This window comes from Pseudomonas sp. Larv2_ips (genome assembly GCF_963879675.1).
In the GTDB taxonomy this organism is placed as follows: domain Bacteria; phylum Pseudomonadota; class Gammaproteobacteria; order Pseudomonadales; family Pseudomonadaceae; genus Aquipseudomonas.
In genome coordinates, this window is the sequence record NZ_CAWOAW010000013.1 from 209785 (window position 1) to 235016 (window position 25232).

Here is a 25232-nt window from a genome sequence, read left to right on the forward strand (position 1 = left end):
CCAGATACAAAAAAGGCCACTCTTTCGAGTAGCCTTTTTTGATGTTTGGTTGCGGGAGCCGGATTTGAACCGACGACCTTCGGGTTATGAGCCCGACGAGCTACCAGACTGCTCCATCCCGCGTCTGTGTGTCGGCATTCTACAGAGGAACGCGAGTGTGTCAACCCGTGAATAGAAGAAAAGCGCTTGTGGTTCAATCGGTTAGCTCTCCAAGGCAACCCGTGGAAGGGCGCGGGGCCAGTGTGGCCGAGGGTTTCAGCTCTATCGGCAGGCGAATTTCGATTGAGAAAATAAATTCATCAGTGAAATTTCCTACCGCTGAAGCGGAAGATTCAAACTACTGGTGCTATATACAGGGGTGAGTGCGATACTGGCCACCCGTTGGATTACACCCTCTGTTTATATGACGCAACGCAAAATCATCCACGTCGACTGTGATTGCTTCTACGCCGCCATCGAGATGCGCGACGATCCGAGCCTGGCACAAAAGCCCCTCGCGGTTGGCGGCTCGGCGGACAGAAGGGGGGTGATCGCCACCTGTAATTATGAGGCGCGGGCTTATGGGGTGCGTTCGGCCATGTCTTCCCGCCACGCCTTGAAACTGTGCCCGGACCTGACCATCGTCAAGCCGCGCATGGATGCCTATAAGGAAGCGTCGAAGGAAATCCAGACGATCTTTCGCGATTACACCGACCTGATCGAGCCACTGTCGCTGGACGAAGCCTACCTGGACGTCTCTGACAGCCCGCACTTTGGCGGCAGTGCCACGCGCATCGCTCAAGACATTCGCCGCCGAGTCTCCAACCAGCTGCACATCACCGTGTCCGCCGGCGTTGCGCCGAACAAATTTCTGGCCAAGATCGCCAGCGACTGGAAAAAACCCAACGGCCTGTTTGTGATCACCCCGGATCAGATCGAAGACTTCGTCTCCCAGTTGCCGGTGAACAAGTTGCACGGCGTTGGCAAGGTGACCGCCGATAAGCTGGCGCGCCTGGGGATTGCAGACTGTCTGCAATTGCGTGAGTGGAACAAGCTGGCGCTGGTGCGTGAATTCGGCAGTTTTGGCGAGCGTCTGTGGAGTCTGGCTCGTGGGATTGATGACCGCGTGGTGCAGAACGACAGCCGTCGGCAATCCATCAGTGTGGAAAATACCTACGACGTGGACTTGCCGGATCTCTCAAGTTGCTTGGCGAAACTGCCCGAGCTGATGGAAACCCTGGCCGGACGCATGGCGCGCATCGACAGCAGCTATCGCGCGGGCAAGCCGTTCGTCAAAGTGAAGTTTCACGACTTTACTCAAACCACCTTGGAGCAGGCAGGGGCGGGGCGTGATCTGGAGAGTTATCAACAGCTGTTGACCCAGGCGTTCAATCGCGGCGGCAAACCGGTGCGGTTATTGGGGATCGGGGTGCGGTTGCTGGATCTGAGCAGCGGGAACGAACAGCTGCAGTTCCCCTGGTAGAAGCCGGAAGCCAAATGCGGGAGCGGGCTTGCTCGCGAAGGCGCCGTGTCAGTGGATACATTCATCACTGATACGCCGCTTTCGCGAGCAAGCCCGCGCGCACATTTAGCTCTTTACCTGTCTTGAGGTCCTAGCGTGCCCCAGGGTCCGCCACCAACCGTCCCGCATCCTTGGTCAGCGCCTGCACAAACTCCTGCTGCAACTCGGGATCGTTGCGGGTCAGTTCGATCAGGCTTTGTTCCAGCTCACTGGCTTCTTCCTCAAGGCCCAACTCCGACAGGCGCTTGACCCGGTGCACCCACTGGTTGACTTCGTCGTCTTCGAGGTCGTCGTAGATCAGGCCATGGGCTTCCAGCAACTTGCCGCGCAGGGTATTGCTGATCGCCAGGGTGGAGTCCGAGTGCACGTCGTCCTGGCCATCTTCCACGCTGATCTTCAAGGTGGTGACGCGGTTCAGGTCCTGCTCGGCAAACGGGCTGTCCAACAGGTTCAGGCGCAGTACGCCGTCGCGGTCGGTGGTCAGCTCGTGGGTCTGCTTGCCGGCGGTGACCTGTACCGGACGCTCGCTCCAGGGCAGGCTCGAATACTCCGTGCGCTTGTCACGCTGGACTTCATCGATACCGGCCAGGTTCTGTTGCGCACGGCCGTGGGATTGCACGTTCATGAACGGGTTGATGCCGTCCACGCCGTAGCTCAGCCAGTCGCGCGTCATGCTGGTCGGCAGGTTGCCGAGGGCGAAGATGTTCGCCACGTTGGCCCCCGCTCCGGCCACCAGGGCGACCGCGCCCAAGGGCATCTCGTAGAGTTTGCGCCAGGGCTGGTAGGGGGTGTAGCGATCGTAACGGCGGGTGACTTCGAATTCGGTGACCTCAAAGGTCTTTTGCTCGTGAATGCGAACCCGGCGTTGCGGCAGTTCCAGCACTTTGGGTTCACCTACATCGATCTGCAGGCTGTGGTCGAGCAATTTGCGCTCGACCCGCTCCTCGTGCTCACTGCGTTGCGACATCTGGTTGGCGCAGCCGCTGACCAGCAGGGCGCCGCACAAGGCGGCGCCCCCCAGGGCTCTGGTGTTTCGCTTGAACATGACTTCTCTTGATCTGGTTTTCAGCGACGAATACGCGCCTGAAGGAAAGACAGCACGTCAGCCACCGGCAACGGTTGGGCTTCGGCTTCGGTCCGGCTCTTGTATTCCAGATTGCCATCGGCCAGGCCGCGGTCACTGACCACGATTCGGTGCGGGATGCCAATCAGTTCCATGTCAGCAAACTTGATGCCGGGGCTGGTTTTCTTGTCGCGGTCATCCAGCAACACTTCAAAACCGGCGGCCGTCAGTTCGGCATACAGTTTGTCGGTGGCTTCGCGTACTTGCTCGGTTTCGTAGCGCAGCGGCACCAGAGCGACCTGAAACGGCGCCAGGGCGTCACTCCAGATGATGCCTTTCTCGTCGTTGTTCTGTTCGATGGCCGCTGCCACCACACGGGAAACACCAATGCCGTAGCAGCCCATGTCGAGGGTGATCGGCTTGCCGTTCTCGCCCAGTACTTCGCACTTCATCGCCTTGCTGTACTTGTTGCCCAGCTGGAAGATGTGCCCGACTTCGATGCCGCGTTTGATTTCCAGGGTGCCCTTGCCATCCGGGCTTGGGTCGCCGGCAACAACGTTACGCAGGTCGGCCACGGTTGGAACTGGCAGGTCACGCTCCCAGTTCACGCCGAAGTAGTGCTTGTCGTCGATGTTCGCGCCAATGCCGAAGTCGCTCATCAGCTCGACCGAACGGTCGATGATGATCGGCAGCGGCAGGTTCAGCGGGCCGAGCGAACCGGCACCGGCGCCAATTGCGTCGCGCAGTTCTGCGTCTGTGGCCATGACCAGCGGGCTGGCCACGCCAGGTTGCTGGGCAGCCTTGATTTCGTTGAGTTCGTGGTCGCCACGGATGACCAGGGCGATCAGCTTGCCTTCTTCTTCGGCGCGCACGATCAGGGTCTTGATGGTCTTTTCAATCGGCAGATTGAATTTTTCCACCAGCGCCGCGATGGTCTTGGTCTCTGGGGTGTCCACCAGGCGCAGCTCTTCGCTTGGCGCCGGGCGGGACGTTTCCCGTGGCACGGCTTCGGCTTTCTCGATGTTCGCCGCGTAGTCGGAACCGTTGCTGAAGACGATATCGTCTTCACCGGACTCGGCCAGCACGTGGAACTCGTGGGAGCCGGCGCCGCCGATGGAGCCGTTGTCCGCTTCAACCGGGCGGAATTTCAGGCCCAGGCGCGTGAACACATTGCAGTAAGCCTGGTGCATGCGGTCGTAGGTGACCTGCAAGGAGGCCTGGTCAGCGTGGAAGGAGTAGGCGTCCTTCATGATGAATTCGCGGCCGCGCATCAAACCGAAGCGTGGGCGGATTTCGTCACGGAATTTGGTCTGGATCTGATACAGGTTCAGCGGCAGCTGCTTGTAGCTGCTCAGCTCATTGCGCATCAGGTCGGTGATCACTTCTTCATGGGTCGGGCCGGCGCAGAAGTCGCGGCCATGACGGTCCTTGAAGCGCAGCAACTCAGGGCCATACTCTTCCCAGCGCCCGGATTCCTGCCACAACTCAGCCGGTTGCGTGCTCGGCATCAACACTTCAAGAGAGCCGGCGGCGTTCATTTCTTCGCGAACGATGGCTTCGACCTTGCGCATCACCTTCAAGCCCATGGGCAGCCAGGTGTACAGGCCGGAGGCCAGTTTGCGGATCATGCCGGCGCGCAGCATCAGCTGATGGCTGATCACAACCGCGTCGGAAGGCGTTTCTTTCTGTGTGGCGAGCAAATATTGACTGGTACGCATGGTAGGCCGTTGTCGGTTGCTTGGACTTGAAATGACTTGGGATTGTACGGGCGCAAACTGCTGGAGTACAGGTATCAGAATGCAGAGGCGGTGTGGGAGCGGGCTTGCTCCCACATTGACAGAGGTGTGTCAGTCTTCGGTGGGCGGGCTCAACCGAATCCGTCGATTTTCCTGAAACCAGTGCAGGGCAATCAGGAACAGCGTCGGTACGCCCAGCAGGCAGGTGATCAGGAAGAAGTTGTGATAGCCGAACTTCTCCACCATCACCCCTGAATAGCCGCCAATCAGGCGCGGCAGCAACAGCATGATCGAGCTGAGCAACGCGTATTGGGTAGCGGAGAACTTGAGGTTGGTCAGGCTCGACAGGTAGGCGACAAACGCCGAGGTGGCAAGGCCGGAGCTGAAGTTGTCCAGCGAAATGGTGAAGATCAGCATCTGCAGGTCGGGGCCCATGTCCGCCAGCATCACGAACAACAGGTTGGTGCCGGCCGAGGCCACGCCGCCGATAAACAGGATCGGCAGGATCCCGAAGCGCACGATCAGCAAGCCGCCCATGCCGGCGCCAAGCAGGGTCATGATCAGGCCGAAAATCTTGCTCACTCCGGCAATCTGGTCCTTGGTGAAGCCCTGGTCGATGTAGAACACGTTGGCCATCACGCCCATCACCGTGTCCGACATGCGATAGGTGGCGATCAGCCCGAGCAGCAGCAAGGCCTGCCAGCGGTAGCGCAGGATAAAGTCGTTGACCGGCGTCAGTACCGGCGCCAGGCCGCGTCGGCCCATGGCCGACAGGCACAGCGTGGTCAGGATGATATAGAGGATGGCGCGCAGGAAGGCGCGGTCCTCCATCAACAGTTCCCACAGGCTGACGCCGTGGAACAGGACGCTGGCGAAATCGGTGTTGTAGAGCTGGGTGAACATCGCCGGGACGGACACCAGCAACACGATCAGTACAAACACCGAGACCAGCTGATGCACGAAGCTGTAGCGGCCGGCCTGCAACTGCGTGCGCAGTGGCACATTGGGTTCGCGCATGAACAGGGTGGTCAGCAGCGCCGGAATCATCAGCAGGCCGAACAGCACGTAAGTGCCGGTCCACGCCGAGTGCTTATAGTTGAAACCGGTCGAGCCGAAGCCTTCGGCAAAGAACAGTGCGCCGGCGGTGGCCAGCAGGGCGGCGATGCGATAACCGGACATGTAGCTGGCAGCGAGGGCGGCCTGGCGGCTGTCGTCGGCGATTTCCAGGCGATAGGCGTCTACCGCGATGTCTTGGGTGGCCGAGGCGAAGGCGACGATCACAGCAATAGCAATCAGCCACGACAAGTGCTTTTGCGGGTCGCAAAAGCCCATGCCGATCAACCCGAGGATCACCAGCGTCTGGGCCAGCACCAGCCAGGAGCGACGTCGTCCGAGTTTACCGAGCAGCGGCAAACGCCATTGGTCGAGCAGCGGTGACCAGACCCATTTGAAGGCATAGGCCAAGCCGATCAGGCTCGCATAACCGATGGTCTCGCGGGCCACACCGGCCTCGCGCAACCACACTGAAAGCGTCGAGAACACCAACATGTAAGGCAAGCCGGCGGCGAAACCGAGCAACAACAGCACTAACGTCGAGGGGCTGGCATAGGCGGCGAGCGCGGCGCGCCAGGTTTTACGGGGCATGGGCTGGAGTCTGCCTCAGATTTGCGGAAACAAAGCGCGCACTCTAACCGCTGTGCTCTACCGGGCGCCAGCCATGACGCTGAATATCAACGCGATTGTTCAGGATACTGACACCTTCGCTGCGTAAACGCGCACGTTGCTCGTCACCTGAGGCACTGCCCACTGGCAGACTTATCCGACCACCGGCGCCCAGCACCCGGTGCCAGGGCAGCCGGCTGTCCCCCGGCAACTGGCTCAGCGTGCGCCCGACCCAGCGGGCCGCCCGGCCCAGCCCGGCCAGCTGCGCCAATTCGCCGTAACTCACCACGCAGCCTTCGGGCACCTGCGCCAACGTCAGGTACAACGCCGTACGGCGCATTTCTGCCGGGCTTTGGGGGGGATCGGCGGGTTCAATCACTGTGGGCATCGTCAGGGTCTTTGTAAGAAACGTCTGTAATCATGGTGTTGAGAATTGAACTCAATATAAATACTTGAGTCAGTCCTAGCTATCTAACACGATAACGCCCCTTTTTCGCCAACCCTGAGCCCCGAATACGCTTATGTTGTCCAGAACCTTGCTGTGCCTCGCTGTTATCAGCGCCTCCACGCCCCTGCTCGCCGACACCGTGTGGTTAAAGAACGGTGACCGCCTGACCGGCAAGATCAAAGTCTTCGACGGTGGCAAGTTGCTGATTCAGACCAGCTACGCAGGGGCCATCCCGGTGGATTGGAAGCAGGTGAAAACCCTGGAAAGTGACCAGGAGTTGCTGGTCAAGCAGGACGCGTACAGCGGTGAGAAGGCCAAATCCCTGAAAGCTGCGGATGACGGCAAGGTGGTGCTGGCCAATGGCGAGGCGCCCAAAACCGTGGAGCTGGCCAGCATCCAGCAAATCCTCAAGCCCAAGCCGGTCATCGAAGACCTGGTGTGGAAGGGCAACGTCGACCTGGCGCTGGACTACAAGCGCGCCGACAAAGACACCAATGATTACGATGTGGACTTCAAGACCACGGCCCGTCACGGCCAGTGGCGCCATACCGCACAGGGCGAATACAACCGCGAGTTCCAGGATGACGTCACCACCACCGACAACTGGGCGCTGGAATATGACCTGGACCGTTTCATCACCGAGCATTGGTTCTGGCAAGGGCGCCTGACCTACAAGCGCGACAAGGTGGAAGACTTGTCCCGCCAGCGCACGGTCGGTACCGGCCCTGGCTACCAGTTCTGGGACGATGAGCTGGGCGCGTTCTCCCTCGGTTCGCTGGTGAACCGCACCGATTACGAATATGCCGACGGCGGCAAATCCAATTTCTACTCGCTGGCCATGAAGTGGAACTACAACCGCTACCTGGTGGGCAAGACTGTGGAATTCTTCACCAACGGCGAAGTGGGCAAGCCGCTCGCCGGGCCGTCCGATTACTCCCTCGATGCGGAAATGGGCCTGCGTTACAAGGTCACCGAATGGGCGTCCCTCAACCTCAAGGCTGAACGCGACATCATCAGTGGCGAATCGCAAAGCAGCTTGAGCAAGACCCGTTACACCGCAGGGTTCGGCGTGGCCTGGTAAGTGCACTCTGGCAACCTGCGCGGATATTGATTACCTTGTGTTGAGATCCATTCCCATATGCTGTGGGCGGCGGAATACCCGAGGAGTCATACGTTGAGCGCGCACGTTGCCAAGAACGCCCGAGAGCTGTTGCTCAAGGAATACCGTGGGGCTCTCTCCACATTGTCCAAAGCCATGCCCGGGTTTCCCTTCGGCTCGGTCGTGCCGTATTGCCTCGACGAGCAGGGCCGCCCGCTGATCCTGATCAGCCGTATCGCCCAGCACACCCATAACCTGCAGAAAGACCCCAAGTGTTCGCTGCTGGTGGGTGAGCGCGGGGCCGATGACGTGCAGGCAGTGGGGCGCCTGACCTACCTGGCTGAAGCCGAGAAACTCGAAGATGCCACTGCCATTGAAGCGGCTGCCGAGCGTTATTACCGTTACTTCCCCGATTCGGCCAACTACCACAAGGCCCACGATTTCGACTTCTGGGTACTCAAGCCGGTGCGTCACCGCTATATAGGCGGGTTTGGCGCGATTCACTGGGTCGACCACCTGACACTGGCCAACCCATTTGCAGGCAAGGCCGAGCGCAGCATGGTCGAGCACATGAACGCCGACCACACCAAGGCCATCGCCCATTACGTCGCGCTGACCGGCTTGCCGACCTTTGAACCTGCGCAATTGGCCGGCGTCGACAGCGAAGGCATGCACCTGCGCATTGGCCAGTCGCTGCATTGGTTGCCGTTCGCGACGCCTTGCAACACTCCGACACAAGTACGCGAAGCCCTGGTTTCATTGGCCCACGCTGAGGTTTGGCCGAAAAAAGAGCCTGCCAACGCTTGAATTCACGAAATGGCGACGTCATCTAAGGTGGACTGGCAAGGCATTCTTGCGTTGAGGAACCATTTGATGCGCCCTTTTTTATTGCTCTTTCTGCTGTTCCCGGTGCTGGAGCTGTTCGTATTCGTTCAAGTCAGCAGTGCGATCGGGTTTTTCCCGGCCCTGTTATTGATCATTCTCGGCTCGATGCTCGGCGTTCTGGTGCTGCGCGTCGCCGGCTTGGCCACAGCGTTGCGTGCGCGTGAAAGCCTGAACCGCGGCGAGCTGCCCGCGCAAACCATGCTGGAAGGCCTGATGATGGCCCTGGCCGGTGGCCTGTTGATCCTGCCGGGTTTCATCAGCGATGTGGTCGGCCTGGTCATGTTGCTGCCGGTCACTCGCAAGCTGCTGGCTGGCAAGATGCGTCAGCGCGCCGAAGAAGCGGCGATTCGCCAGCGTGCGTTCGCCGATGACCTGCAACCCCGTGGTGGCCCGGCTCCGCGCCAGCCGTTGGGACGCGAGGGCGATGTGATCGAAGGCGAATTCGAACACCGCGACAGCAAATAACCGCTTTATTGGCACGGCACCTTCGGGTGCCGTGTTGCTTTTGTGCGTCGGCAAACATAAAAAATTTCCGCCGCGGCCCCTTGTAATAAGCTTATGCGCCCTTATGTAACGGTCACCGCAAGGTTTCTGGTGGCGACACCAGACAGACTTCCGCGTCTTGCTTGGCGAGGCGCGACCGGCACAGCCGGAATACAACCCGCCGGTACCGATACCGGCCGATGAAAAACACAATTAGGAGAGATCGACAATGAGCAAGCTTCGTCCTCTGCACGACCGCGTCGTTATCCGTCGCAGCGAAGAAGAAAAGAAAACCGCTGGCGGTATCGTTCTGCCAGGTTCGGCTGCTGAAAAAGCCAACCACGGTGTGATCGTCGCTGCAGGCCCAGGCAAGACTCTGGAAAACGGTGAAGTGCGTGCGCTGGCCGTTAAAGTCGGTGACAAGGTTGTTTTCGGCCCTTACTCCGGCAGCAACACTGTGAAAGTTGACGGCGAAGACCTGCTGGTAATGGCTGAGAACGAAATTCTCGCTGTACTGGAAGGCTGATTTTCCCGCTCATTTTTCCGTTACTCCAAAGAATTTAAGGAATATCGATCATGGCTGCTAAAGAAGTTAAATTCGGCGATTCCGCCCGTAAAAAAATGCTCACCGGTGTCAACGTCCTGGCTGACGCAGTAAAAGCGACTCTGGGCCCTAAAGGCCGTAACGTGATCATCGAGAAGAGCTTCGGCGCTCCGACCATCACCAAGGACGGCGTTTCGGTAGCAAAAGAAATCGAACTGGAAGACCGTTTCGAGAACATGGGCGCGCAGCTGGTCAAAGACGTTGCCTCCCGTGCCAACGATGACGCAGGCGACGGCACCACCACCGCTACCGTTCTGGCTCAAGCTATCGTCAACGAAGGCTACAAAGCCGTTGCTGCCGGCATGAACCCGATGGACCTCAAGCGCGGCATCGACAAGGCGACCATCGCTGTTGTTGCTGAGCTGAAAAACCTGTCCAAGCCATGCGCTGACACCAAGGCTATCGCTCAGGTCGGTACCATCTCCGCCAACTCCGACAGCTCCATCGGCGACATCATTGCCGAAGCCATGGAAAAAGTCGGTAAAGAAGGCGTGATCACCGTTGAAGAAGGCACTGGCCTGGAAAACGAACTGTCGGTTGTAGAAGGCATGCAGTTCGACCGTGGCTATCTGTCCCCGTACTTCGTCAACAAGCCAGAAACCATGGTTGCCGAGCTGGACAGCCCGCTGATCCTGCTGGTCGACAAAAAGATCTCCAACATCCGCGAAATGCTGCCAGTGCTGGAAGCCGTTGCCAAAGCCGGCCGCCCACTGCTGATCGTTTCCGAAGACGTTGAAGGCGAAGCCCTGGCGACGCTGGTTGTGAACAACATGCGTGGCATCGTTAAAGTCGCAGCCGTCAAGGCTCCAGGCTTCGGCGACCGTCGCAAGGCCATGCTGCAGGACATCGCTGTGCTGACTGGCGGTACCGTTATCTCCGAAGAGATCGGCCTGAGCCTGGAAAGCGCCACCCTGGAAAACCTGGGCAGCGCCAAGCGTGTGACCATCTCCAAGGAAAACACCATCATCGTTGACGGTGCTGGCGTAGACCAGGACATCCAGGCTCGCATCACTCAGATCCGTGCCCAGGTTGCCGAAACTTCCTCGGACTACGACCGTGAAAAACTGCAAGAGCGTCTGGCCAAGCTGTCCGGCGGCGTTGCAGTGATCAAGGTTGGCGCTGGTTCCGAAGTTGAAATGAAAGAGAAGAAAGCCCGCGTTGAAGACGCTCTGCACGCAACTCGTGCAGCCGTTGAAGAAGGCGTGGTACCTGGCGGTGGCGTTGCGCTGATCCGTGCTCTGGAAGCGCTGGTTGACCTCAAAGGCGACAACGCAGACCAGAACGTGGGTATCGCTGTACTGCGTCGTGCCGTTGAAGCTCCACTGCGTCAGATCGCTGCCAACTCCGGCGACGAGCCGAGCGTTGTGGTCAACGAAGTCAAGAACGGCAAAGGTAACTACGGTTACAACGCTGCAACTGGCGTCTACGGCGACATGATCGAAATGGGCATCCTGGACCCTACCAAGGTGACCCGTTCGGCATTGCAGGCAGCGGCCTCCATCGGCGGTCTGATCCTGACCACCGAAGCTGCGATCGCTGATGCACCGAAGAAAGAAGGCTCGGCTGGCGGCGGTATGCCAGACATGGGCGGCATGGGTGGCATGGGCGGCATGATGTAAGCCAGCCTTACCCGGCACCTGAAAAACCCCGCCTGCAGTGATGCAGGCGGGGTTTTTTTATGCGCGGTATTTGCCGCAGGCACGCGGGTCAGCGCGTGCTCACCTGCGGGATGACTTCCTTGGGTGCCTTCCAGCTCAGCAATTGTTGCTTGAAGCCGTAGCTCGCGCCCTGGTAGTAGGCGATTGCGCGCTGGATCAACGGGTCGTCACTGCCCACACGCAACTCCTGGCTCTCACCCAGCGCCTGGTCATGGCGACGCAGGGCCTGGCGCGGGCTGAGGATCGCCAGGTCATTGCCGTCAAACAGCCCAAGGTGCTGGTAGTTGCCGATGACGACGCGTGGGGGCAGCGGATTGTCCTGCAACAGGTTGCGGCCGAAGAAGGTCGACTCGTAGCTCAGGTTGATCAGGCCCAGCAAGGTGGGCGCCAGGTCGATCTGGCTGGCCAGTTGCGCTGTTTCACGCGCTTCGATGAGCTTGGGTGCATAGATGAACAGCGGGATCTGGTAGTTGGCGACAGGCAAGTCCTCTTTGCCTGCGCTGCCGGCGGTGTGGTCGGCGACAAACACAAAGATCGTGTTATCGAACCAGGGTTTCTGGCGTGCCGCATTGAGGAACTCGCCGATGGCGTAGTCGGTGTATTTCACCGCGCCGTCACGGCCATTGCCGGACTTGATATCAATGCGGCCTTCCGGATAGGTGTAGGGGCGATGATTGGAGGTGGTCATCAGTTGCAGCAAGAAGGGTTGCTGTTTGGCGTAATCGGCGTCGGCCAGCTTCAGGGTTTGCCGGTAGAGGTCTTCGTCGGCCATGCCCCACGCGTTTTTGAACGAGATTTCTGATTCGGCCACGCTGCTCTGGTCCACCACCCGGTAACCGTTGCCGCTGAAAAACGCGTTCATATTGTCGAAATAACCGCGCCCGCCGTAGACGAATACGCTGTCGTAGCCGATGGCACCGAGGTGCTGGCCGAGGCTGGCGAAACCGCTTTCACGCCCGATACGTTTGACAATCGATCGGCCTGGCGTGGGGGGAATCGCCAGCGTGATCGCTTCCAGGCCACGGTCCGTACGGGTGCCGGTGGCATAAAAATTACTGAAGTACAGGCTTTGTTTGCGCAAGGCATCCAGATTGGGCGTGAGGTTGCGCCCATCGCCGTTGCTGCCCATGTACTTGGCACTGAAGCTTTCGATGGTCACCAGCACAATATTGGGTTTGCGCAACGTGCCGGGGTTGGTGATTGCCCGGCGTATGTCCAGCGGGTCAGTGCCGACGAAGCGCGCATTGGGCTCACTGAGCTCGGCGCGCAATTGCCTGGCAACCACGTCGTCAGGCAGGCTTTTGTAGAACTGCGTGTAATCGAGCTCGTTGTTTCGGAACGCGGCGAAAAACTGATACGGGCCATTACTGGCCAATTCATTGTTGTACGCGTTACCGCCTTGGGCGCGTGGGCTGTCCTGGCTGATCAATTGCAGGCTGAGCCCGGCGACGATCAATAAGCCCAGCGCATTCAGCAGCCGGCCACGCATGGGCGGCAGCGGCGCGCGCATCGCCGCGTTGAAGGGCTTGCGCAGGGCCAGGCTCAACACAATCGCCAACATCGCCAGCAAGCTGAGCAGCTTGCCGATCGGGTACGACTCCAACAGGTTGTTCAATACTTCATTGGAGTACACCAAGTAATCGACGGCGATAAAGTTGAAACGCACGCCAAACTCATCCCAGAACAGCCACTCCGCAACCGAGGTGAACAGCATCGCGAACAGGCTGACCGTCAGCACGGCCTGCAGGAACCAGCGATGGCCGCGGCGACGCCACAGCGCGGGCGGGCACAGCAGCAAATACAGCCCCAGCGGCAGGGCGGCGTAGGTGAGAAAGCCCAGGTCGTAGAGCAAGCCGACGCCAAACACCGGCAGCAGGTTGCCACCGACTTCGTCCAGGTGCGTGAAGAGCAGCACACTGCGCGTGAGCAGGAAAATAACCAGCCACGTGCCGGTTACGAGCAGCAGAAAGCGCATAGGCGCTGTTTTGAGAAACCCCATGTCTATGTTCCTTATATCGATGGGCGGTGATCTTCGGCCTGACACTGTAGTCAGTTTGTGAAGCTATAGTGAAAAACTTGTTGGTTTATCTTATTGGTTGAAAACCTTTATCGCTAAGGCTCTGAGGTCTATCCCTGAGCCACACTTGGCCTTAAGCTGCGCGAGCCAACACGGCCGTTACCGCGTACGGAGACACTGCCCATGCGAATTTTATTGGTTGAAGACAACCGCGATATTCTGGCCAACCTGGCCGATTACCTGGGGCTAAAGGGCTACACCGTGGACTGTGCGCAGGACGGTTTGTCGGGCCTGCACCTGGCCGCTACCGAGCATTACGACCTGATCGTGCTCGACATCATGCTGCCTGGCATCGATGGCTACACCTTGTGCAAACGCCTGCGTGAAGACGCGCGCCGCGACACGCCGGTGATCATGCTCACCGCCCGTGACCAGTTGGATGACCGGCTGCAGGGCTTCAAGTCCGGCGCCGATGATTACTTGCTCAAGCCGTTCGCGCTGTCGGAGTTGGCCGCCCGCATTGAAGCCGTGCTGCGCCGTGCCCAGGGTGGCGGCCGCCGCGCCCTGCAAGTCGGCGACTTGAGCTACGACCTCGATACCCTGGAAGTCACCCGCGAAGGGCGCCTGCTCAAACTCAACCCTGTGGGCCTGAAGTTGCTTGCGGTGTTGATGCAAAAAAGCCCACATGTGCTGCGTCGCGAAATTCTCGAGGAGGCCTTGTGGGGCGATGACTGCCCCGACAGCGACAGCCTGCGCAGCCACGTCCACCAATTGCGCCAAGTGATCGATAAACCCTTCGCCAAGCCGCTGTTGCAAACCGTGCACGGTGTGGGTTATCGCCTGGCCGAGGGTCGTGATGGAGTTTAAGCAAAGCCTTGCCCAGCGGATCATCATCGCCTTTGCCTTGATGAGTGCGTTGGTGGCGGGGGCGTTCGCCATGGGCATCGTTGCGACTGTCCACCTGGTAGAAGAAAAACTGATTTCGGCAGGCTTGGGCGGCGACTTGCAACGGCTGCTGTTGATGGACAGCGTCGAGGACTGGAGCCACCGGCCAGAGCCCGACCAACTGTTCTATTTCAGTGGCGGGCGTGGTGATTTCGAGCTGCCCAAGGATTTGCGGCACCTGGAACCCGGCTTTCATGAGGTGTTCCGCGAGGCGCTGTCTTACCACGCCATGGTCGAAGTGGTGGATGGCCGTCGGTATGTCCTGCTGCAGGACCAAAGCGATTTCGAGGAACGCGAGCGGGTTCTATTCGCCGTGGTGCTGGTGGGCTTCGTGCTCAGCCTGGCGCTGGCGGTGTTCCTCGGTTGGGTGCTGGCGCGCAAAGTGATGGCGCCGGTGGTGCGGCTCGCTCGGCAGGTGCGTCATCGCGACCAGTTGCTGGGCCTGGCGCCACCGCTGGCACCCGATTATGCGGCGGATGAAGTCGGCGAACTGGCCGTGGCCTTCGATGCCACACTGGGGCGTCTGCGACAGGCGTTATCACGCGAGCAATTGTTCACCAGTGACGTCAGCCATGAATTGCGCACCCCTTTGATGGTGCTGGCCAGTTCCTGCGAACTGCTGCTGGAAAATCCGGCGATCGATCAGCGCGGCCGCAATCAGGTTGAGCGTATCGCGCGTGCCTGCGAAGAAATGCGTGAGCTGGTGCAGACCTTCCTGATGCTGGCCCGTGCCGAACACGATGAAGCGGCCATGTCGCCGCAGGTAACGCTGCCGCAGGTGGCGGACGATTTGCTCGGCATCTGGCGCGAGCCGATCGAGCGCAAGGGCCTGGCGTTGATCTACCAGCCAGGCAACCCTTCGGACGCGCGCTATAACACCACTTTTCTCCACGCCGTTATGGGCAACCTGTTGCGCAATGCCCTGCATTACACCGAACAGGGCTTCATCCGCCTGACCCTCGAACCCAATGGTTTTGTGGTGGAGGACACCGGTGTAGGGATTCCCGAAGACAAGCGTGAGGCGATGTTCGAGCCGTTCGTGCGTGGCAGCGAAAAGCGCGGCGAAGGGCTTGGCCTGGGATTATCGCTGGTGCAGCGTATTTGTGAAAACCAGGGTTGGACGGTCAGTCTCAGCACGATGGAACCCAACGGCTGTCGTTTCCACGTGCAGTTGAGTCAGGTCAATCCCTGACACTCACCCTTGCCGTTATCCTGCCAGACATCACCGTAAATCGGCGAAGATGGCCCCATGCTATTGCTTGTGTCTGTAAAGTCTTGAAATGTATGAGATTGGACAGGACAAGTTTTTCACAACGGGTTGACCTGTTGATCACAGTTCGCTGCATAAGGTTGTAGGCATCAGCTACTGGAGATCCGTTGATGTCTACCCCGATCAAGCTCGATTTTTCTGAAAAGTACGACGATCAGCACGCGCAAAATTATTTGTTCAAGCATCAGGACAATCTGGCTCGCCGGTTGTCCCACAAACGCGACGAGCAATTGGCGCGGGGTGCGCTGGCCATGGCCGGCGAACCTGGCCTGGTGTTGGACCTGCCGTGCGGCGCCGGGCGCTTCTGGCCGCTGTTGGCTGAGAAACCCAACCGTGTGATTATCGGCGCCGATAATTCAGCGTCGATGCTCAAGGTTGCGACCGTTGCTCAGCCAGCGGACGTGGTGAAACGGGTACGACCTTTGCAGACTTCTGCCTTTGATATCGATTTGCCGGATAACTCGGTCGACAGTATTTTCTGCATGCGCTTGATGCACCACATTGGTGATCCGGCGCACAGGATGACAATACTGCGAGAATTTCAGCGGGTTACCCGCGACAGCGTGATTATTTCGCTGTGGGTGGATGGCAATTTCAAGGCCTGGAAACGCAAACGCGCCGAAGTGAAACGTCGCAACAGAGGTGAGCAGGAAGGTTACCAAAACCGGTTTGTGTTACCGGCTGCTACTGTCGAGGCAGAGTTTGAGCAGGCCGGTTTCCGTGTTCAGGAATCCCTGGACTTCATACCGCTCTACGCCATGTGGCGAGTATATGTATTGCGTAAGAGGTAACAGGATGGCAGTTGAGTGCGTAGTAGGCAGTCATGTAGCTCCCGAGGAACGATTCGATTTTTTCTGGCGCCTGCAGGGCGAGTGGGTTGAAGAACCCAATCGCCGACGTGGCGGTGAAAGTGGTGTGCAACGCGTGATGAGCCCCAACGGCCGCTTGCTTTACAGCAAACGCCAGACCGGTCACATCTATCGCAGCTGGCTTCACCCGTTTGGGCGCCCCACCGTACTGCGTGAGCGTGATGCCCTGAGGGGGTTGCGTTCATTGAACGTACGCGTGCCGGAGCTGGTGTTCTGCGAGGCACGTCGCGACCCTGAGCATCAATGGAAAGCGTTGTTGGTGACGGCGTCCCTCGACGGTTTCGACGAAATCGAAAACTGGTACGCCGCCGGTGGTCGTGAGCAATACGGTGAGGCGGTGCATGAGCGCCTGCTCAAGGAATTGGCGGGCACCCTGGCACGTATGCACAAGGGCCGCTGGCAGCATGGCTGCCTGTACATCAAGCACGTGTTCGTACGCGTAACCGGGGAAGGCGATTCGGCCAAAGTAGAAGTGGCGTTGCTGGATTTTGAAAAATGCCGGCAGCGTTTGACCGCTTATCGGGCGGCGTCCCATGACATGCTGCAACTGCGGCGCCATTCGTCGTGGAACGATACCGACTGGAAAAAACTCAGCTACTTTTACGAGACGGCGTTTGGCAGCGCTATCAAGGGTTTAACCAGATGAAGCTAGAAATAGCACGAGGTTTGTTCCTGGTCGGCGCGTTGGGCATTTCAGCCCTGGCGCTGGCTGCCTGGGAGCTGCCTCGGACACAAGTGCTCAGTGCGGTGCAAGGGGGCGGGCAGTGCCCGTTACCGCGCATCGCCAAGGCGAGTGTGGCGGTCAAGCCTGATCATGAGTTGTTGTTGTTCATGTTCGGGATGTCTCAGGGCATGAGGCCGCAGAGCTGAATAAAGCGTTGAATAGATTCAAACCCCCAAAAAAGGGCCTTGCGATGCGAGGCCTTTTTTTTGCCTGTTGATTTGGGCCGCAGCACCTGTCCGTCACCGCAGTCACGCACAGGCGTCGATTTCAAATCACCTGCAGATGGTTATCCCAAAACCCTGACGGCAGCTCCAACGGTTTAGCCACCAACTGCTTCTGGCGACAGTCGTAGAAGCGGCAGCGTCCCTGGCCTGAAGTCACCACAAACCCGTCCGCTACCGCACCCACGCCGGCACAGTCGGGCAAAGGCCCATCCAGATGCAGCTCGCCGCTGTCCATGTTCCAGATAAAAAAGCGATTGCCGCGCGGCGCCGTCAGCGCCACCAGGCGTAACTCACTGTGCACGGCGACGCTGGCGGTGTAATGCCCCATCGCCTGCAGTTGCTCATCCGCCACCGGGAACGCCACAAATGGCTGCCCCGGTCGCTTGATCGCCAGCAACTCGGACCGCTCCTGAGACGGCCCCATGAACTGCTGCCCCGTGAGAATAGTGCCGTCGTCGGCAATCCCCATATGACGCACGCTGTTCATCTGCTGGCCCAGGGTTTCCTTGCTGATCAACCGGCCATCGCGGTGCATCAATACCAGGCTCGGCTCCATCGCATTGAGGTTCATCTCAACCCGGCTTTCCGCCTCGGTACGGATCCCGCCGTTGGCCACCACCAGGGTTTCCCCGTCGGGCATCCACGACACTTGGTGCGGCCCGATACCGTGGGTCGACATCTCGCCGCTGTGCACCAGCCGTTCGCCCTCGAACTTATACACACCCAGCAACCCACGGCCCGGGTCGGACGTGTCGTTCTCGGTGGCATACAACCAGTCGCCGCTCTTGTGAATCACCGCATGCCCATAGAAATGGCGATTGGCATTCGACGTGATGGTCTGCAGCAACGCGCCATCACGCAGGTTGATCAGGTAACTCTCAGTGCCCGGGCGACGGGCGACAAACAGCGCAATTGGCAGCGTCGGGTGGTTGATGATGTCGTGGCAGCGCTGACCGACCTGGGTGGCAAACACCTGCTTGCCGTCCAGGTGATAGCCCACGGCGTAGTGCTTGCCATCGGCATCATCACGCGCCGAGAGCAGCAACGGGCTTTTCAAGCCCTTCTGCTTGAACAGCGTCCAACCGCCCAACGTGAGTGCGCTGAGCAGCACACTGCCCACCGCCAAAGCCTGTCGCCTGAGCATCATCAGTCACCGTCGTTGGCGTTAAAGCCCAGTTGGATGCCCAGCGCTTTGGCCAACTCGCCTTCGTGCAGGCGGTGGACCACGTTGAGGCTGTCATAAATGTCGTTGAGTTGCTGGCGGCCGGCGTCGTCGGCCAACAGTTCGTTGAGCGTGCGCTGATTGCTGGCGAACAGCTTCAAAGACGCGGCGTAGGCGGCATCGATCTTGTCGGCCAACGGCTTCTGCTCTGACGGCAACAAGCCACGCAGGCCTTTGTTGTCGACGCCGGCCCACACGGTCTGGGCCGCAGCCAGGCTGGCTTCCAGGCTTTGCAGGGACGACTGGCTGCGCCACGCATCGGCCTGGAACGGTTGCGGGATGCCCTTGGTCTGGCGACCCATCGGCGTGCCGAGTTTTTTCTTCAGCGTGTCCAGTGCAGTGACTTGCACGCGCAGCAGATCAGCGATGGCTTCGTGGGAATCGGCGTAGCGCTGGTTGGGAAACTTGGTCATCTGCGCGAGCATGCCGTCGGTGCTGTTCCAGCTTGCCAGGATCTCTTCAGCCAAGGCTTTCTGGCGCTCGCCGATGGCGACCAGCAGCGGGCAGTAGCGGGCTTTCTGGGCTTCGTCGGCGACGTCGGTCTTGGCGTCGTAGAGGATGTATTCGTAGGCCGACAGGCCTTGTACCACCACGCTGGACTTGGCCAGGGCCGCGCCATCGATCTGCGGCTGGGCGGTGACCAGTTGTTCGACTTGGCGGCCGACCAGGTTTTTCTTGTCCGGCCAGAACTGCACTTGCCACGAACGGTTGCCCTCGGCCAGCGGGCCGATCAGCAGCGGTTGCAACTCGGCCCAGGCTTTTTGCGCGTGGAGAAAGTCGGCGCGGGCGGTCTCCAGGCTTTCTTTGCCCTGGCAGTAGGCGAGGGCACTGACGGCCAGTTGGCGGTCGGCTTCAACCCAACGGCTGTAGGTCGGCAGGATCACTTGCTTGGCGATAGCCGCCGAGGTCACCGCTTGCGGGTCCTGCGGCGAGCAGGCGCCGAGGGCGAGGGCGGCCAGGCTGGTGAACAACAACTTGGGACGAAACATGTCGAGCTCCCTTCTGTAAGTGCGGCAAAGCTTATAAAGAATTCAGGAACGCCAGCAACGCGGCACGCTGCTCGGCATTAAAGGACAGCACATGCTGCTGCGCCGCTTGTGCTTCACCGCCATGCCACAGCACGGCTTCGAGCAGATTGCGGGCGCGGCCATCATGTAAAAACTGGGTGTGGCCACTGACGGTCTGCGTCAGGCCAATGCCCCACAACGGCGGGGTGCGCCAGTCGCGGCCACCGGCCTTGAACTCGCTGCGGTTGTCGGCCAGGCCTGCGCCCATGTCGTGCAACAGCAGGTCGCTGTAGGGGCGAATCACCTGGTTGGCCAGTTCGGGTTCGGCGGCGCCTGCGGCCGTGGTGAACGTGGGTTTGTGGCAGCCCTGGCAACCGGCCTGGTAGAACAGGTTCTTCCCGGCCAGTATCTGCGGCGTGTTGACGCCACGGCGCACCGGCACGGCGAGGTTGCGGGTGTAGAACAGCACCAGGCGCAGGATGTTATCGCTGACTTCCGGCTCGCCATCGGGGCCATTGCCGTTGGGGGCCTGTTTGCAGGCGACTTGGGCGTCGGTGCAGTCATCAAAGGGTCTCAGGGACGTGGTGAGGCCCATATCACCAGAAAACGCGTGAACATTTTGTTGATTGAGGTTGGGTTGCCCGGCTTTCCAGCCAAAGCGCCCGAGCACGGTTTTTTGCCGGGCGTCATCCCACACCCAATTGGCGCGGCCGACGAGGGCTTCTTTGTCGGCCGTTTTCGGGTCGGTGTTGCGCAACACATCGGCGTCGCTGATGGCTTCGAGCAAGCCCAGGCCGATCATGGGCGGGGCGATGCGCGCCGAGAAAAGTGTATCCGGATGCATCGGGCCGTAGCCGAGCTGGGTGATGTGCAGGTCGGGCTTGCGCAGCTCGACCACGGTGCCGTCCTTGAACGTCACGTTGACCGGTGTGTAATCCACGCGCACCTTGCCTTCCGGCGCCACGCCCGGCACGGCCATGTCCTGCAATTGCCCGCCGTAGACCGGCTCGGGCACTACGCCGAGCTGCTCGATGAGTTTGGCGTAGGGCGCAGGCGCTGTCATCGGCACGGGAATCGACAGGCGCACCAGCATCGACACCGCATTGGGCGCGTCGGGCAGCGGTGGGTGACCCCGGCCGTCCTTGATGTGGCAGTTCTGGCAGGCGTTGGTGTTGAACAACGGGCCCAAGCCGTCGCGCGCGGTGGTGGTGGACGGCGCGATCACCCACGGGCTGCGGAAAAAGCTGTTGCCGACGCTGAAGTCCAGGCGGCGGGTCGGTGCCAGGTTGGCCGAGGGCAGGGAAAAGGCGTTCTGGTCGCGCTTGTTCACCGTCGTCGCGCCGCCGGCTCGCGCTTCACCGGGCTCGGCCTTGGTGAAACGTGGGGCGTCATCGCAGGCTGTCAGGCTCAAGGCCATCAACGCTGCGGACAGGCGAAAAAGCGAACCGAACATCAAGTTTCCTGAAGCGATGGCCAAAATTAGGCCGCAAAGTCTAACAGGGCGGGGCTCAATGAATAAGAGTAATTATCGTTTGGTCGAATCCGATTCATTCCCGCTAGAATGGCCGCACATTTTTCTCTGGAGGTGGCCAATGCAGGCTCTCGACGCTTTGCTCAACCGTGTTTCCGTGCCGCGTTTGCTGGAACCGGCACCGACCCAGGAGCAGCGCGATGTGCTGTTCGCCGCCGCCATGCGTGCACCGGACCACGGCCAGTTGCGCCCATGGCGTTTTCTCACCGTCGAAGGCGCGGCCCGCGAGCAGATGGGCACGCTGCTGGCCGAAGCGGCGCGCCTGCAAGACGCCGACGCCCCGCAAGCCGCCATCGACAAGGCCCAGAATGGCCCGCTGCGCGCGCCGCTGGTGGTGGTGGTGATTGCCCGCCTGCAAGAACACTTCAAGGTGCCAAAGTCCGAGCAACTGCTGGCGGCCGCGTGCGCGGCCCACGGTATTCTGCTGGCGGCTTATGCACAGGGGATCGGCGCGGTGTGGCGCACGGGCGAGCTGTCCTACTCGGCGCACGTGGCCAAGGGCCTGGGGCTGACGGCGGATGAGGAAGTGATTGGCTTCCTTTATCTGGGCACGCCGCAGAACCCGCCGCGCACTGCGCAGAAAGAAGATGTGGCGGCGTTTGTTCAGGCGTGGCCTGGCCTGTAGGCCAACGGTGATCTAAATGTGGGAGCGGGCTTGCTCGCGAATGCGGTGTGACAGTCACTGGATGTATTGACTGATCCATCGCATTCGCGAGCAAGCCCGCTCCCACATTTGCTCCTCATTGGCTTTAGATTCGGTGTTACACCTTGAACTGATCCATCAGCTTCATCTGCTGGCTGGCCAAGGCATTCAGTTGGCTGCTGATGGCCGCCGACTCGGTGGCCTGGCCGGTGAGGGTTTCAGTCACGGTACGAATTGCCGAGACATTGCGATTGACCTCTTCGGCCACGGCGCTCTGCTGCTCGGCGGCGCTGGCGATTTGCAGGTTCATGTCGCTGATGACTGTGACCGCGTCGCTGATCTTGCCCAGCGCTTGCACGGCCTGATGGATCTGCCCGGCATTGCTTTGGGCCTGGTGCTGGCTGGAATGCATGGTGGCCACCACGCCACGGGTGCCGCTCTGGATGCGCTCGATCACCAGGCGAATTTCTTCCACCGAATCCTGTGTGCGTTTGGCCAGGTTGCGCACTTCGTCGGCCACCACCGCAAACCCACGTCCGCTTTCCCCGGCGCGTGCCGCTTCGATGGCGGCGTTGAGGGCCAGCAGGTTGGTCTGCTCGGCAATGCTGCGGATCACTTCCAGCACCGAACCGATCTGCTCGCTGTTCACCGCCAAGGCCTCGACCTCGCTCACTGCCTTGCTGACTTCTTCGGCGAGGGTGGTGATGTCGCGGGTGCTCTGCTCAATGATCGACATGCCCTCGCGCGCCGACTGGTCAGCCCCGCGTGCCGCGCTGGCAGCGTTGGACGCGCTGTTGGCCACGTCGTGGGCGGTGGCGCTCATTTCATTGGACGCCGTGGCAACCTGGTCGATTTCGCGGAACTGCACCTGCATGCCTTCGCTGGTCTGGCGCGCGATGGCTGATGACTGATCAGCCGTGCCGCGTGCTTCGGTGATGCTTTGTTTGATCTGCGCGATGGTCGGTTGCAGCTTGTCGAGAAAGCGGTTGAACCAGTTCGCCAGCTCGCCCAGTTCGTCTTTCTTGGCGTAAGTCAGACGCTGGGTAAGATCGCCTTCGCCACTGGCGATGTTCTTGAGCATCGCGGCCACGGTGTTGATCGGGCGGGTTACGCCGGTGGCGGTCAGCCAGATCAGCACCAGGCCCAGCAATGCGGCGGCGGCACCGACCAGCAAGGCCTTGAGCGTGCCGGCTTGCTGGGCGTTGTCGAGGACGCCTTGCAGTTTCAGGGTGTCCGCCAGCATCACGTTCTTGGGCAGTTTGATCACGATGCCCCAGGACTTGGCGTCGGCAATCGGTTTGACCGGGTACACGGCGCGGATCGTGTCGTCTTGCTCGCGGAGAGTGCGCGTGTCGTTGGCCAGCAATTGCACAATCTCTTTGCCCTCGGCGCCCAGGGTGTCGATCAGGTTTTTGCCGACCCGCGCCGGCTCGCCGCTGTAGGCCGCGATCAAGCCAGTGCTGGAGAGAATTTCCAGGTGCGCGGCGCCGTCGAAGAGTTCTTTTTGTGCTGCGTCGGTCACCGCCTGCAGGGTGTTGAGGGCCAGGTCCACGCCAACCACGCCGATGACCTTGCCGTCGACGATCAACGGCAGCGAGAGGGTGGTCATCAGCACCTGCTTGCCGGCCACGTCGTCGGAGTACGGGTCAAGCAGGCAAACAGTGCGCGTGTCCCGTGGGCAGGTGTACCAAATGTTGTAGGGCGTGCCGCTGAGATTCGGGGTGGTCTTGGTCAGGTCGTCCTCGACCATCACCGTGTTCAGGCCTTCACCGGCGGCGCGGCTCCAGTAGCTGGAAAAGCGACCTTTTTCATTCGAGACGCGGGCCTTGTCGTCGACAAACTCGCTGTCCTTGCCATCCAGGCCATTGGGTTCGAACGACAGCCAGATTCCCAGCACCTTGGTGTTGCGCTCAAAGGCGGTCTTGAGGCTCTGGTTGAGTTCTTCACGCAGTGCACCCGCCTCCAGCCCGCGCTTGGCGGCGGTGGTGCGCAGGCCCTTGATCTGGTCGGCCAGTGCGGTGACCACCACCAGACTTTCGCCAAAGGTTTTCTGCAGCTGTACCGCCTGTTCGCCGGCCTTGGCTTGCAACAGGTTCTGCACACTCTGGGTGAGCATTCGCGAGCTTGAATCGCTGACCAGTCGGTTGTTCTGATCGGCCTCGTAAAGGTTGACGCCGACGACCAGTGCAATCACCCCCAACAGGCAGAGGCCGGACAGCAGCACGATTTTCAAGCGGATAGAGAGGGTGTCGAACATAGGTTCACTCGCGATTGGACTTGTTGACCTGCAAGCAGGGCGAGCCAAGTCCATTCGGCGCTATGTCCGAAACATCGGCGTAACGAGTTGTTTCATGAGAGAAAGACGATGAGCGGTAGGAAAAAGACTACACGCCGCGCCCTACGGGCGCTGCAAGCCGTTCCGGGCGTGACCAGATCCACAGGTTGCCCAGGCTCATGCCGGCGATCGCCAGGTAGATCGGCCAGCCATGATCGAGCATCACCAGCATCAAACCGGCGCACAGCAGCATGCTGACAGTGGCGCTGACTTTGGCACGGCGGGCGATGATCTTGCCGTTGCGCCAATTGAACAGGATCGGCCCGAACAGCCGGTGGTTTTCCAGCCAGGCACTCAGGCGCGGCGAGCTTTTGGTCGCGGCCCAGGCGGCGAGCAGGATGAATTCGGTGGTGGGCAAACCCGGTATAACAATCGCCACCAACCCAATGCCCAGGCTGACGTAGGCCAGCAGGCCGAAGAGGATCTGCGCGATTTTTGAGGTGGATTGGGTTTTGCCGGTCATAGGTTGGGTGATCACAAAAAATCAGTTTGAAATGAGATACAACTGTGGGAGCGGGCTTGCTCGCGAAGGCGGTGGTTCAGTCATGTATATGTCGACTGACACACCGCTTTCGCGAGCAAGCCCGCTCCCACATGTTTAATCGCATTCCAGCAGTCAGGCCAATTCAGGGGCGCTAGCGTACGCCTGTTCCAGCAGCACGGTGAAGCGTACAAACGCGTCGATCGCACCTTTTTCTACCGCCGCTTCTTCTTCAGCGCTGAATGCCAGGCCGTCGAGGGTGCGGGTAAAGCGCTTCCAGCCCTCGGCGCGACCACCGGCCGGCTCGCCGAGGTGACGGGCTCCGAAGGTTTCGCTCAGGCCCAGGCCCACGGCGCGTTTGATCAGAAACGCGGCGCCCAGCTTGGAGCCCTCGGAGACGAACAGCCAGCCCAGGGCTTCGGCCTTGCTCGGGTTCTTAACAGCGCCGGCGACCGGTGCAGGCACTTCGGTGTCCAGGTCGCCGAGGTCCAGCTTGGCGGCTTCGGCGCGGCAGCGTTCAGCCAGGTCAGGGACGATCTTGATCAGCTCAGGGTCGTTGTACAGCGCCACCAGTTCCGATTGGAACAGGTACTGCGCGACCACGAAGCGGGCGAAGTTGGCTTGGGTTTCGAATGGGGCGTGGGCTTTGACCAGCGCATCGAGCTTGGTGTGGGGCTCGTTGGTGATCTGGTTCAGGCGCTGGGAGCGCAGGCTTGGGCGTTCTGCGGTAGGGGAAGCGGTCATCGAAAAAAGTCCTTGAGAAGAGTAGCGCCTGGGTGCCCTAAAGAGAGCTGTTATCAACTAGACGAACAAGAAGACGCGGCA

23 protein-coding genes, 1 tRNA gene and 1 pseudogene are annotated in these 25232 nt (G+C 60.2%); 12 read left to right on the plus strand and 13 right to left on the minus strand.

Annotated elements, in window-relative coordinates; all coding sequences use genetic code 11:
* Positions 1-46: 46 nt before the first annotated feature.
* A tRNA-Met gene (locus AACV02_RS05430) sits at positions 47-123 on the minus strand.
* Between the two features lie 280 nt (positions 124-403).
* Between AACV02_RS05430 and dinB the strand changes: the two genes are divergently transcribed.
* On the plus strand, positions 404-1462 hold the full coding sequence (gene dinB / locus AACV02_RS05435; RefSeq protein WP_119736885.1) for a DNA polymerase IV: 1059 nt from the start codon (positions 404-406) through the stop codon (positions 1460-1462).
* 130 nt (positions 1463-1592) lie between these two features.
* Here dinB and AACV02_RS05440 read toward each other — a convergent pair whose 3' ends face one another.
* The 4 genes from AACV02_RS05440 to AACV02_RS05455 all read right to left on the minus strand — a co-directional run bounded on the left by AACV02_RS05440 (position 1593) and on the right by AACV02_RS05455 (position 6350).
* A complete protein-coding gene (locus AACV02_RS05440; RefSeq protein WP_106578323.1) occupies positions 1593-2546 on the minus strand; it encodes a hypothetical protein in 954 nt (317 codons plus the stop codon).
* 20 nt (positions 2547-2566) lie between these two features.
* Complete coding sequence (locus AACV02_RS05445; protein WP_106578324.1) at positions 2567-4282, minus strand: proline--tRNA ligase; 1716 nt, start codon at positions 4280-4282, stop codon at positions 2567-2569.
* 129 nt (positions 4283-4411) lie between these two features.
* On the minus strand, positions 4412-5944 hold the full coding sequence (locus AACV02_RS05450) for an AmpG family muropeptide MFS transporter (protein WP_106578325.1): 1533 nt from the start codon (positions 5942-5944) through the stop codon (positions 4412-4414).
* Between the two features lie 43 nt (positions 5945-5987).
* The gene (locus AACV02_RS05455) at positions 5988-6350 is read right to left on the minus strand and encodes an MGMT family protein (RefSeq protein WP_119736887.1); all 363 of its coding nucleotides are present in this window, start codon (positions 6348-6350) and stop codon (positions 5988-5990) included.
* Between the two features lie 133 nt (positions 6351-6483).
* On the opposite strand from AACV02_RS05455, the gene AACV02_RS05460 reads away from it, so the two are divergent.
* The 5 genes from AACV02_RS05460 (at position 6484) to groL (ending at position 11100) form a co-directional block, all read left to right on the plus strand.
* A complete protein-coding gene (locus AACV02_RS05460; protein WP_106578327.1) occupies positions 6484-7491 on the plus strand; it encodes a DUF481 domain-containing protein in 1008 nt (335 codons plus the stop codon).
* Positions 7492-7584: 93 nt separating this feature from the next.
* On the plus strand, positions 7585-8316 hold the full coding sequence (locus AACV02_RS05465) for a HugZ family pyridoxamine 5'-phosphate oxidase (protein WP_119736890.1): 732 nt from the start codon (positions 7585-7587) through the stop codon (positions 8314-8316).
* A gap of 66 nt (positions 8317-8382) precedes the next feature.
* Positions 8383-8859, plus strand: a complete 477-nt coding sequence (locus AACV02_RS05470; protein WP_016971150.1) for an FxsA family protein — start codon at positions 8383-8385, stop codon at positions 8857-8859.
* 247 nt (positions 8860-9106) lie between these two features.
* On the plus strand, positions 9107-9403 hold the full coding sequence (locus tag AACV02_RS05475; protein ID WP_017846112.1) for a co-chaperone GroES: 297 nt from the start codon (positions 9107-9109) through the stop codon (positions 9401-9403).
* 50 nt (positions 9404-9453) lie between these two features.
* Entirely contained in the window at positions 9454-11100 is a 1647-nt protein-coding gene (groL, locus tag AACV02_RS05480; RefSeq protein ID WP_106578329.1) for a chaperonin GroEL, read from the plus strand.
* Positions 11101-11188: 88 nt separating this feature from the next.
* Here the strand turns inward: groL and AACV02_RS05485 are convergent, their stop codons facing one another.
* On the minus strand, positions 11189-13138 hold the full coding sequence (locus AACV02_RS05485; protein WP_119736892.1) for an LTA synthase family protein: 1950 nt from the start codon (positions 13136-13138) through the stop codon (positions 11189-11191).
* 201 nt (positions 13139-13339) lie between these two features.
* Between AACV02_RS05485 and colR the strand changes: the two genes are divergently transcribed.
* The 5 genes from colR to AACV02_RS05510 all read left to right on the plus strand — a co-directional run bounded on the left by colR (position 13340) and on the right by AACV02_RS05510 (position 17110).
* A complete protein-coding gene (gene colR / locus AACV02_RS05490; RefSeq protein ID WP_003175870.1) occupies positions 13340-14023 on the plus strand; it encodes a two-component system response regulator ColR in 684 nt (227 codons plus the stop codon).
* Entirely contained in the window at positions 14013-15293 is a 1281-nt protein-coding gene (locus tag AACV02_RS05495) for a sensor histidine kinase (protein ID WP_106578331.1), read from the plus strand. The genes colR and AACV02_RS05495 overlap by 11 nt, the downstream gene beginning before the upstream one ends.
* 188 nt (positions 15294-15481) lie before the next feature.
* Complete coding sequence (locus AACV02_RS05500; protein ID WP_119736895.1) at positions 15482-16162, plus strand: class I SAM-dependent methyltransferase; 681 nt, start codon at positions 15482-15484, stop codon at positions 16160-16162.
* A 4-nt stretch (positions 16163-16166) separates the two neighbouring features.
* A complete protein-coding gene (locus tag AACV02_RS05505) occupies positions 16167-16886 on the plus strand; it encodes a lipopolysaccharide kinase InaA family protein (RefSeq protein WP_119736897.1) in 720 nt (239 codons plus the stop codon).
* On the plus strand, positions 16883-17110 hold the full coding sequence (locus AACV02_RS05510) for a hypothetical protein (RefSeq protein WP_119736900.1): 228 nt from the start codon (positions 16883-16885) through the stop codon (positions 17108-17110). The genes AACV02_RS05505 and AACV02_RS05510 overlap by 4 nt, the downstream gene beginning before the upstream one ends.
* A gap of 121 nt (positions 17111-17231) precedes the next feature.
* On the opposite strand, the gene AACV02_RS05515 is transcribed toward AACV02_RS05510, so the two are convergent.
* The 3 genes from AACV02_RS05515 to AACV02_RS05525 are packed head-to-tail and all read right to left on the minus strand — an operon-like array spanning position 17232 to position 20870.
* Positions 17232-18332: a DUF1513 domain-containing protein gene (locus tag AACV02_RS05515; protein ID WP_119736902.1), complete on the minus strand. Its 1101-nt coding sequence runs from the start codon at positions 18330-18332 to the stop codon at positions 17232-17234.
* Between the two features lie 2 nt (positions 18333-18334).
* Complete coding sequence (locus tag AACV02_RS05520) at positions 18335-19399, minus strand: imelysin family protein (RefSeq protein ID WP_119736904.1); 1065 nt, start codon at positions 19397-19399, stop codon at positions 18335-18337.
* Between the two features lie 31 nt (positions 19400-19430).
* Positions 19431-20870: a di-heme oxidoreductase family protein gene (locus AACV02_RS05525; RefSeq protein ID WP_119736907.1), complete on the minus strand. Its 1440-nt coding sequence runs from the start codon at positions 20868-20870 to the stop codon at positions 19431-19433.
* Positions 20871-21009: 139 nt separating this feature from the next.
* Between AACV02_RS05525 and AACV02_RS05530 the strand changes: the two genes are divergently transcribed.
* On the plus strand, positions 21010-21573 hold the full coding sequence (locus AACV02_RS05530) for an NAD(P)H nitroreductase (RefSeq protein WP_106578338.1): 564 nt from the start codon (positions 21010-21012) through the stop codon (positions 21571-21573).
* A gap of 136 nt (positions 21574-21709) precedes the next feature.
* Here the strand turns inward: AACV02_RS05530 and AACV02_RS30860 are convergent, their stop codons facing one another.
* The 4 genes and pseudogenes from AACV02_RS30860 to AACV02_RS05545 form a co-directional block, all read right to left on the minus strand.
* On the minus strand, positions 21710-22465 hold the full coding sequence (locus tag AACV02_RS30860; RefSeq protein ID WP_370004810.1) for a methyl-accepting chemotaxis protein: 756 nt from the start codon (positions 22463-22465) through the stop codon (positions 21710-21712).
* A gap of 102 nt (positions 22466-22567) precedes the next feature.
* Positions 22568-23902: pseudogene (locus AACV02_RS30865) on the minus strand (PDC sensor domain-containing protein); the annotation flags it as partial.
* A gap of 73 nt (positions 23903-23975) precedes the next feature.
* Entirely contained in the window at positions 23976-24389 is a 414-nt protein-coding gene (locus AACV02_RS05540) for a YbaN family protein (protein ID WP_106578340.1), read from the minus strand.
* A 153-nt stretch (positions 24390-24542) separates the two neighbouring features.
* A complete protein-coding gene (locus AACV02_RS05545; protein ID WP_106578341.1) occupies positions 24543-25151 on the minus strand; it encodes a biliverdin-producing heme oxygenase in 609 nt (202 codons plus the stop codon).
* Positions 25152-25232: the final 81 nt, after the last annotated feature.

Excerpts from the sequence above, each read along its gene's own strand:
- AACV02_RS30860 (WP_370004810.1), bottom strand. The coding sequence starts at position 22,465 with ATGCAGGTGCAGTTCCGCGAAATCGACCAGGTTGCCACGGCGTCCAAT.
- AACV02_RS05470 (WP_016971150.1), top strand. The coding sequence starts at position 8,383 with ATGCGCCCTTTTTTATTGCTCTTTCTGCTGTTCCCGGTGCTGGAGCTG.
- AACV02_RS05450 (WP_106578325.1), bottom strand. The coding sequence starts at position 5,944 with ATGCCCCGTAAAACCTGGCGCGCCGCGCTCGCCGCCTATGCCAGCCCC.
- AACV02_RS05515 (WP_119736902.1), bottom strand. The coding sequence starts at position 18,332 with ATGCTCAGGCGACAGGCTTTGGCGGTGGGCAGTGTGCTGCTCAGCGCA.
- groL (WP_106578329.1), top strand. The coding sequence starts at position 9,454 with ATGGCTGCTAAAGAAGTTAAATTCGGCGATTCCGCCCGTAAAAAAATG.
- AACV02_RS05455 (WP_119736887.1), bottom strand. The coding sequence starts at position 6,350 with ATGCCCACAGTGATTGAACCCGCCGATCCCCCCCAAAGCCCGGCAGAA.
- AACV02_RS05485 (WP_119736892.1), bottom strand. The coding sequence starts at position 13,138 with ATGGGGTTTCTCAAAACAGCGCCTATGCGCTTTCTGCTGCTCGTAACC.
- AACV02_RS05475 (WP_017846112.1), top strand. The coding sequence starts at position 9,107 with ATGAGCAAGCTTCGTCCTCTGCACGACCGCGTCGTTATCCGTCGCAGC.
- AACV02_RS05440 (WP_106578323.1), bottom strand. The coding sequence starts at position 2,546 with ATGTTCAAGCGAAACACCAGAGCCCTGGGGGGCGCCGCCTTGTGCGGC.
- AACV02_RS05495 (WP_106578331.1), top strand. The coding sequence starts at position 14,013 with ATGGAGTTTAAGCAAAGCCTTGCCCAGCGGATCATCATCGCCTTTGCC.
- dinB (WP_119736885.1), top strand. The coding sequence starts at position 404 with ATGACGCAACGCAAAATCATCCACGTCGACTGTGATTGCTTCTACGCC.
- AACV02_RS05530 (WP_106578338.1), top strand. The coding sequence starts at position 21,010 with ATGCAGGCTCTCGACGCTTTGCTCAACCGTGTTTCCGTGCCGCGTTTG.
- AACV02_RS05500 (WP_119736895.1), top strand. The coding sequence starts at position 15,482 with ATGTCTACCCCGATCAAGCTCGATTTTTCTGAAAAGTACGACGATCAG.
- AACV02_RS05520 (WP_119736904.1), bottom strand. The coding sequence starts at position 19,399 with ATGTTTCGTCCCAAGTTGTTGTTCACCAGCCTGGCCGCCCTCGCCCTC.
- AACV02_RS05505 (WP_119736897.1), top strand. The coding sequence starts at position 16,167 with ATGGCAGTTGAGTGCGTAGTAGGCAGTCATGTAGCTCCCGAGGAACGA.
- AACV02_RS05460 (WP_106578327.1), top strand. The coding sequence starts at position 6,484 with ATGTTGTCCAGAACCTTGCTGTGCCTCGCTGTTATCAGCGCCTCCACG.
- AACV02_RS05445 (WP_106578324.1), bottom strand. The coding sequence starts at position 4,282 with ATGCGTACCAGTCAATATTTGCTCGCCACACAGAAAGAAACGCCTTCC.
- AACV02_RS05545 (WP_106578341.1), bottom strand. The coding sequence starts at position 25,151 with ATGACCGCTTCCCCTACCGCAGAACGCCCAAGCCTGCGCTCCCAGCGC.
- colR (WP_003175870.1), top strand. The coding sequence starts at position 13,340 with ATGCGAATTTTATTGGTTGAAGACAACCGCGATATTCTGGCCAACCTG.
- AACV02_RS05525 (WP_119736907.1), bottom strand. The coding sequence starts at position 20,870 with ATGTTCGGTTCGCTTTTTCGCCTGTCCGCAGCGTTGATGGCCTTGAGC.
- AACV02_RS05540 (WP_106578340.1), bottom strand. The coding sequence starts at position 24,389 with ATGACCGGCAAAACCCAATCCACCTCAAAAATCGCGCAGATCCTCTTC.
- AACV02_RS05510 (WP_119736900.1), top strand. The coding sequence starts at position 16,883 with ATGAAGCTAGAAATAGCACGAGGTTTGTTCCTGGTCGGCGCGTTGGGC.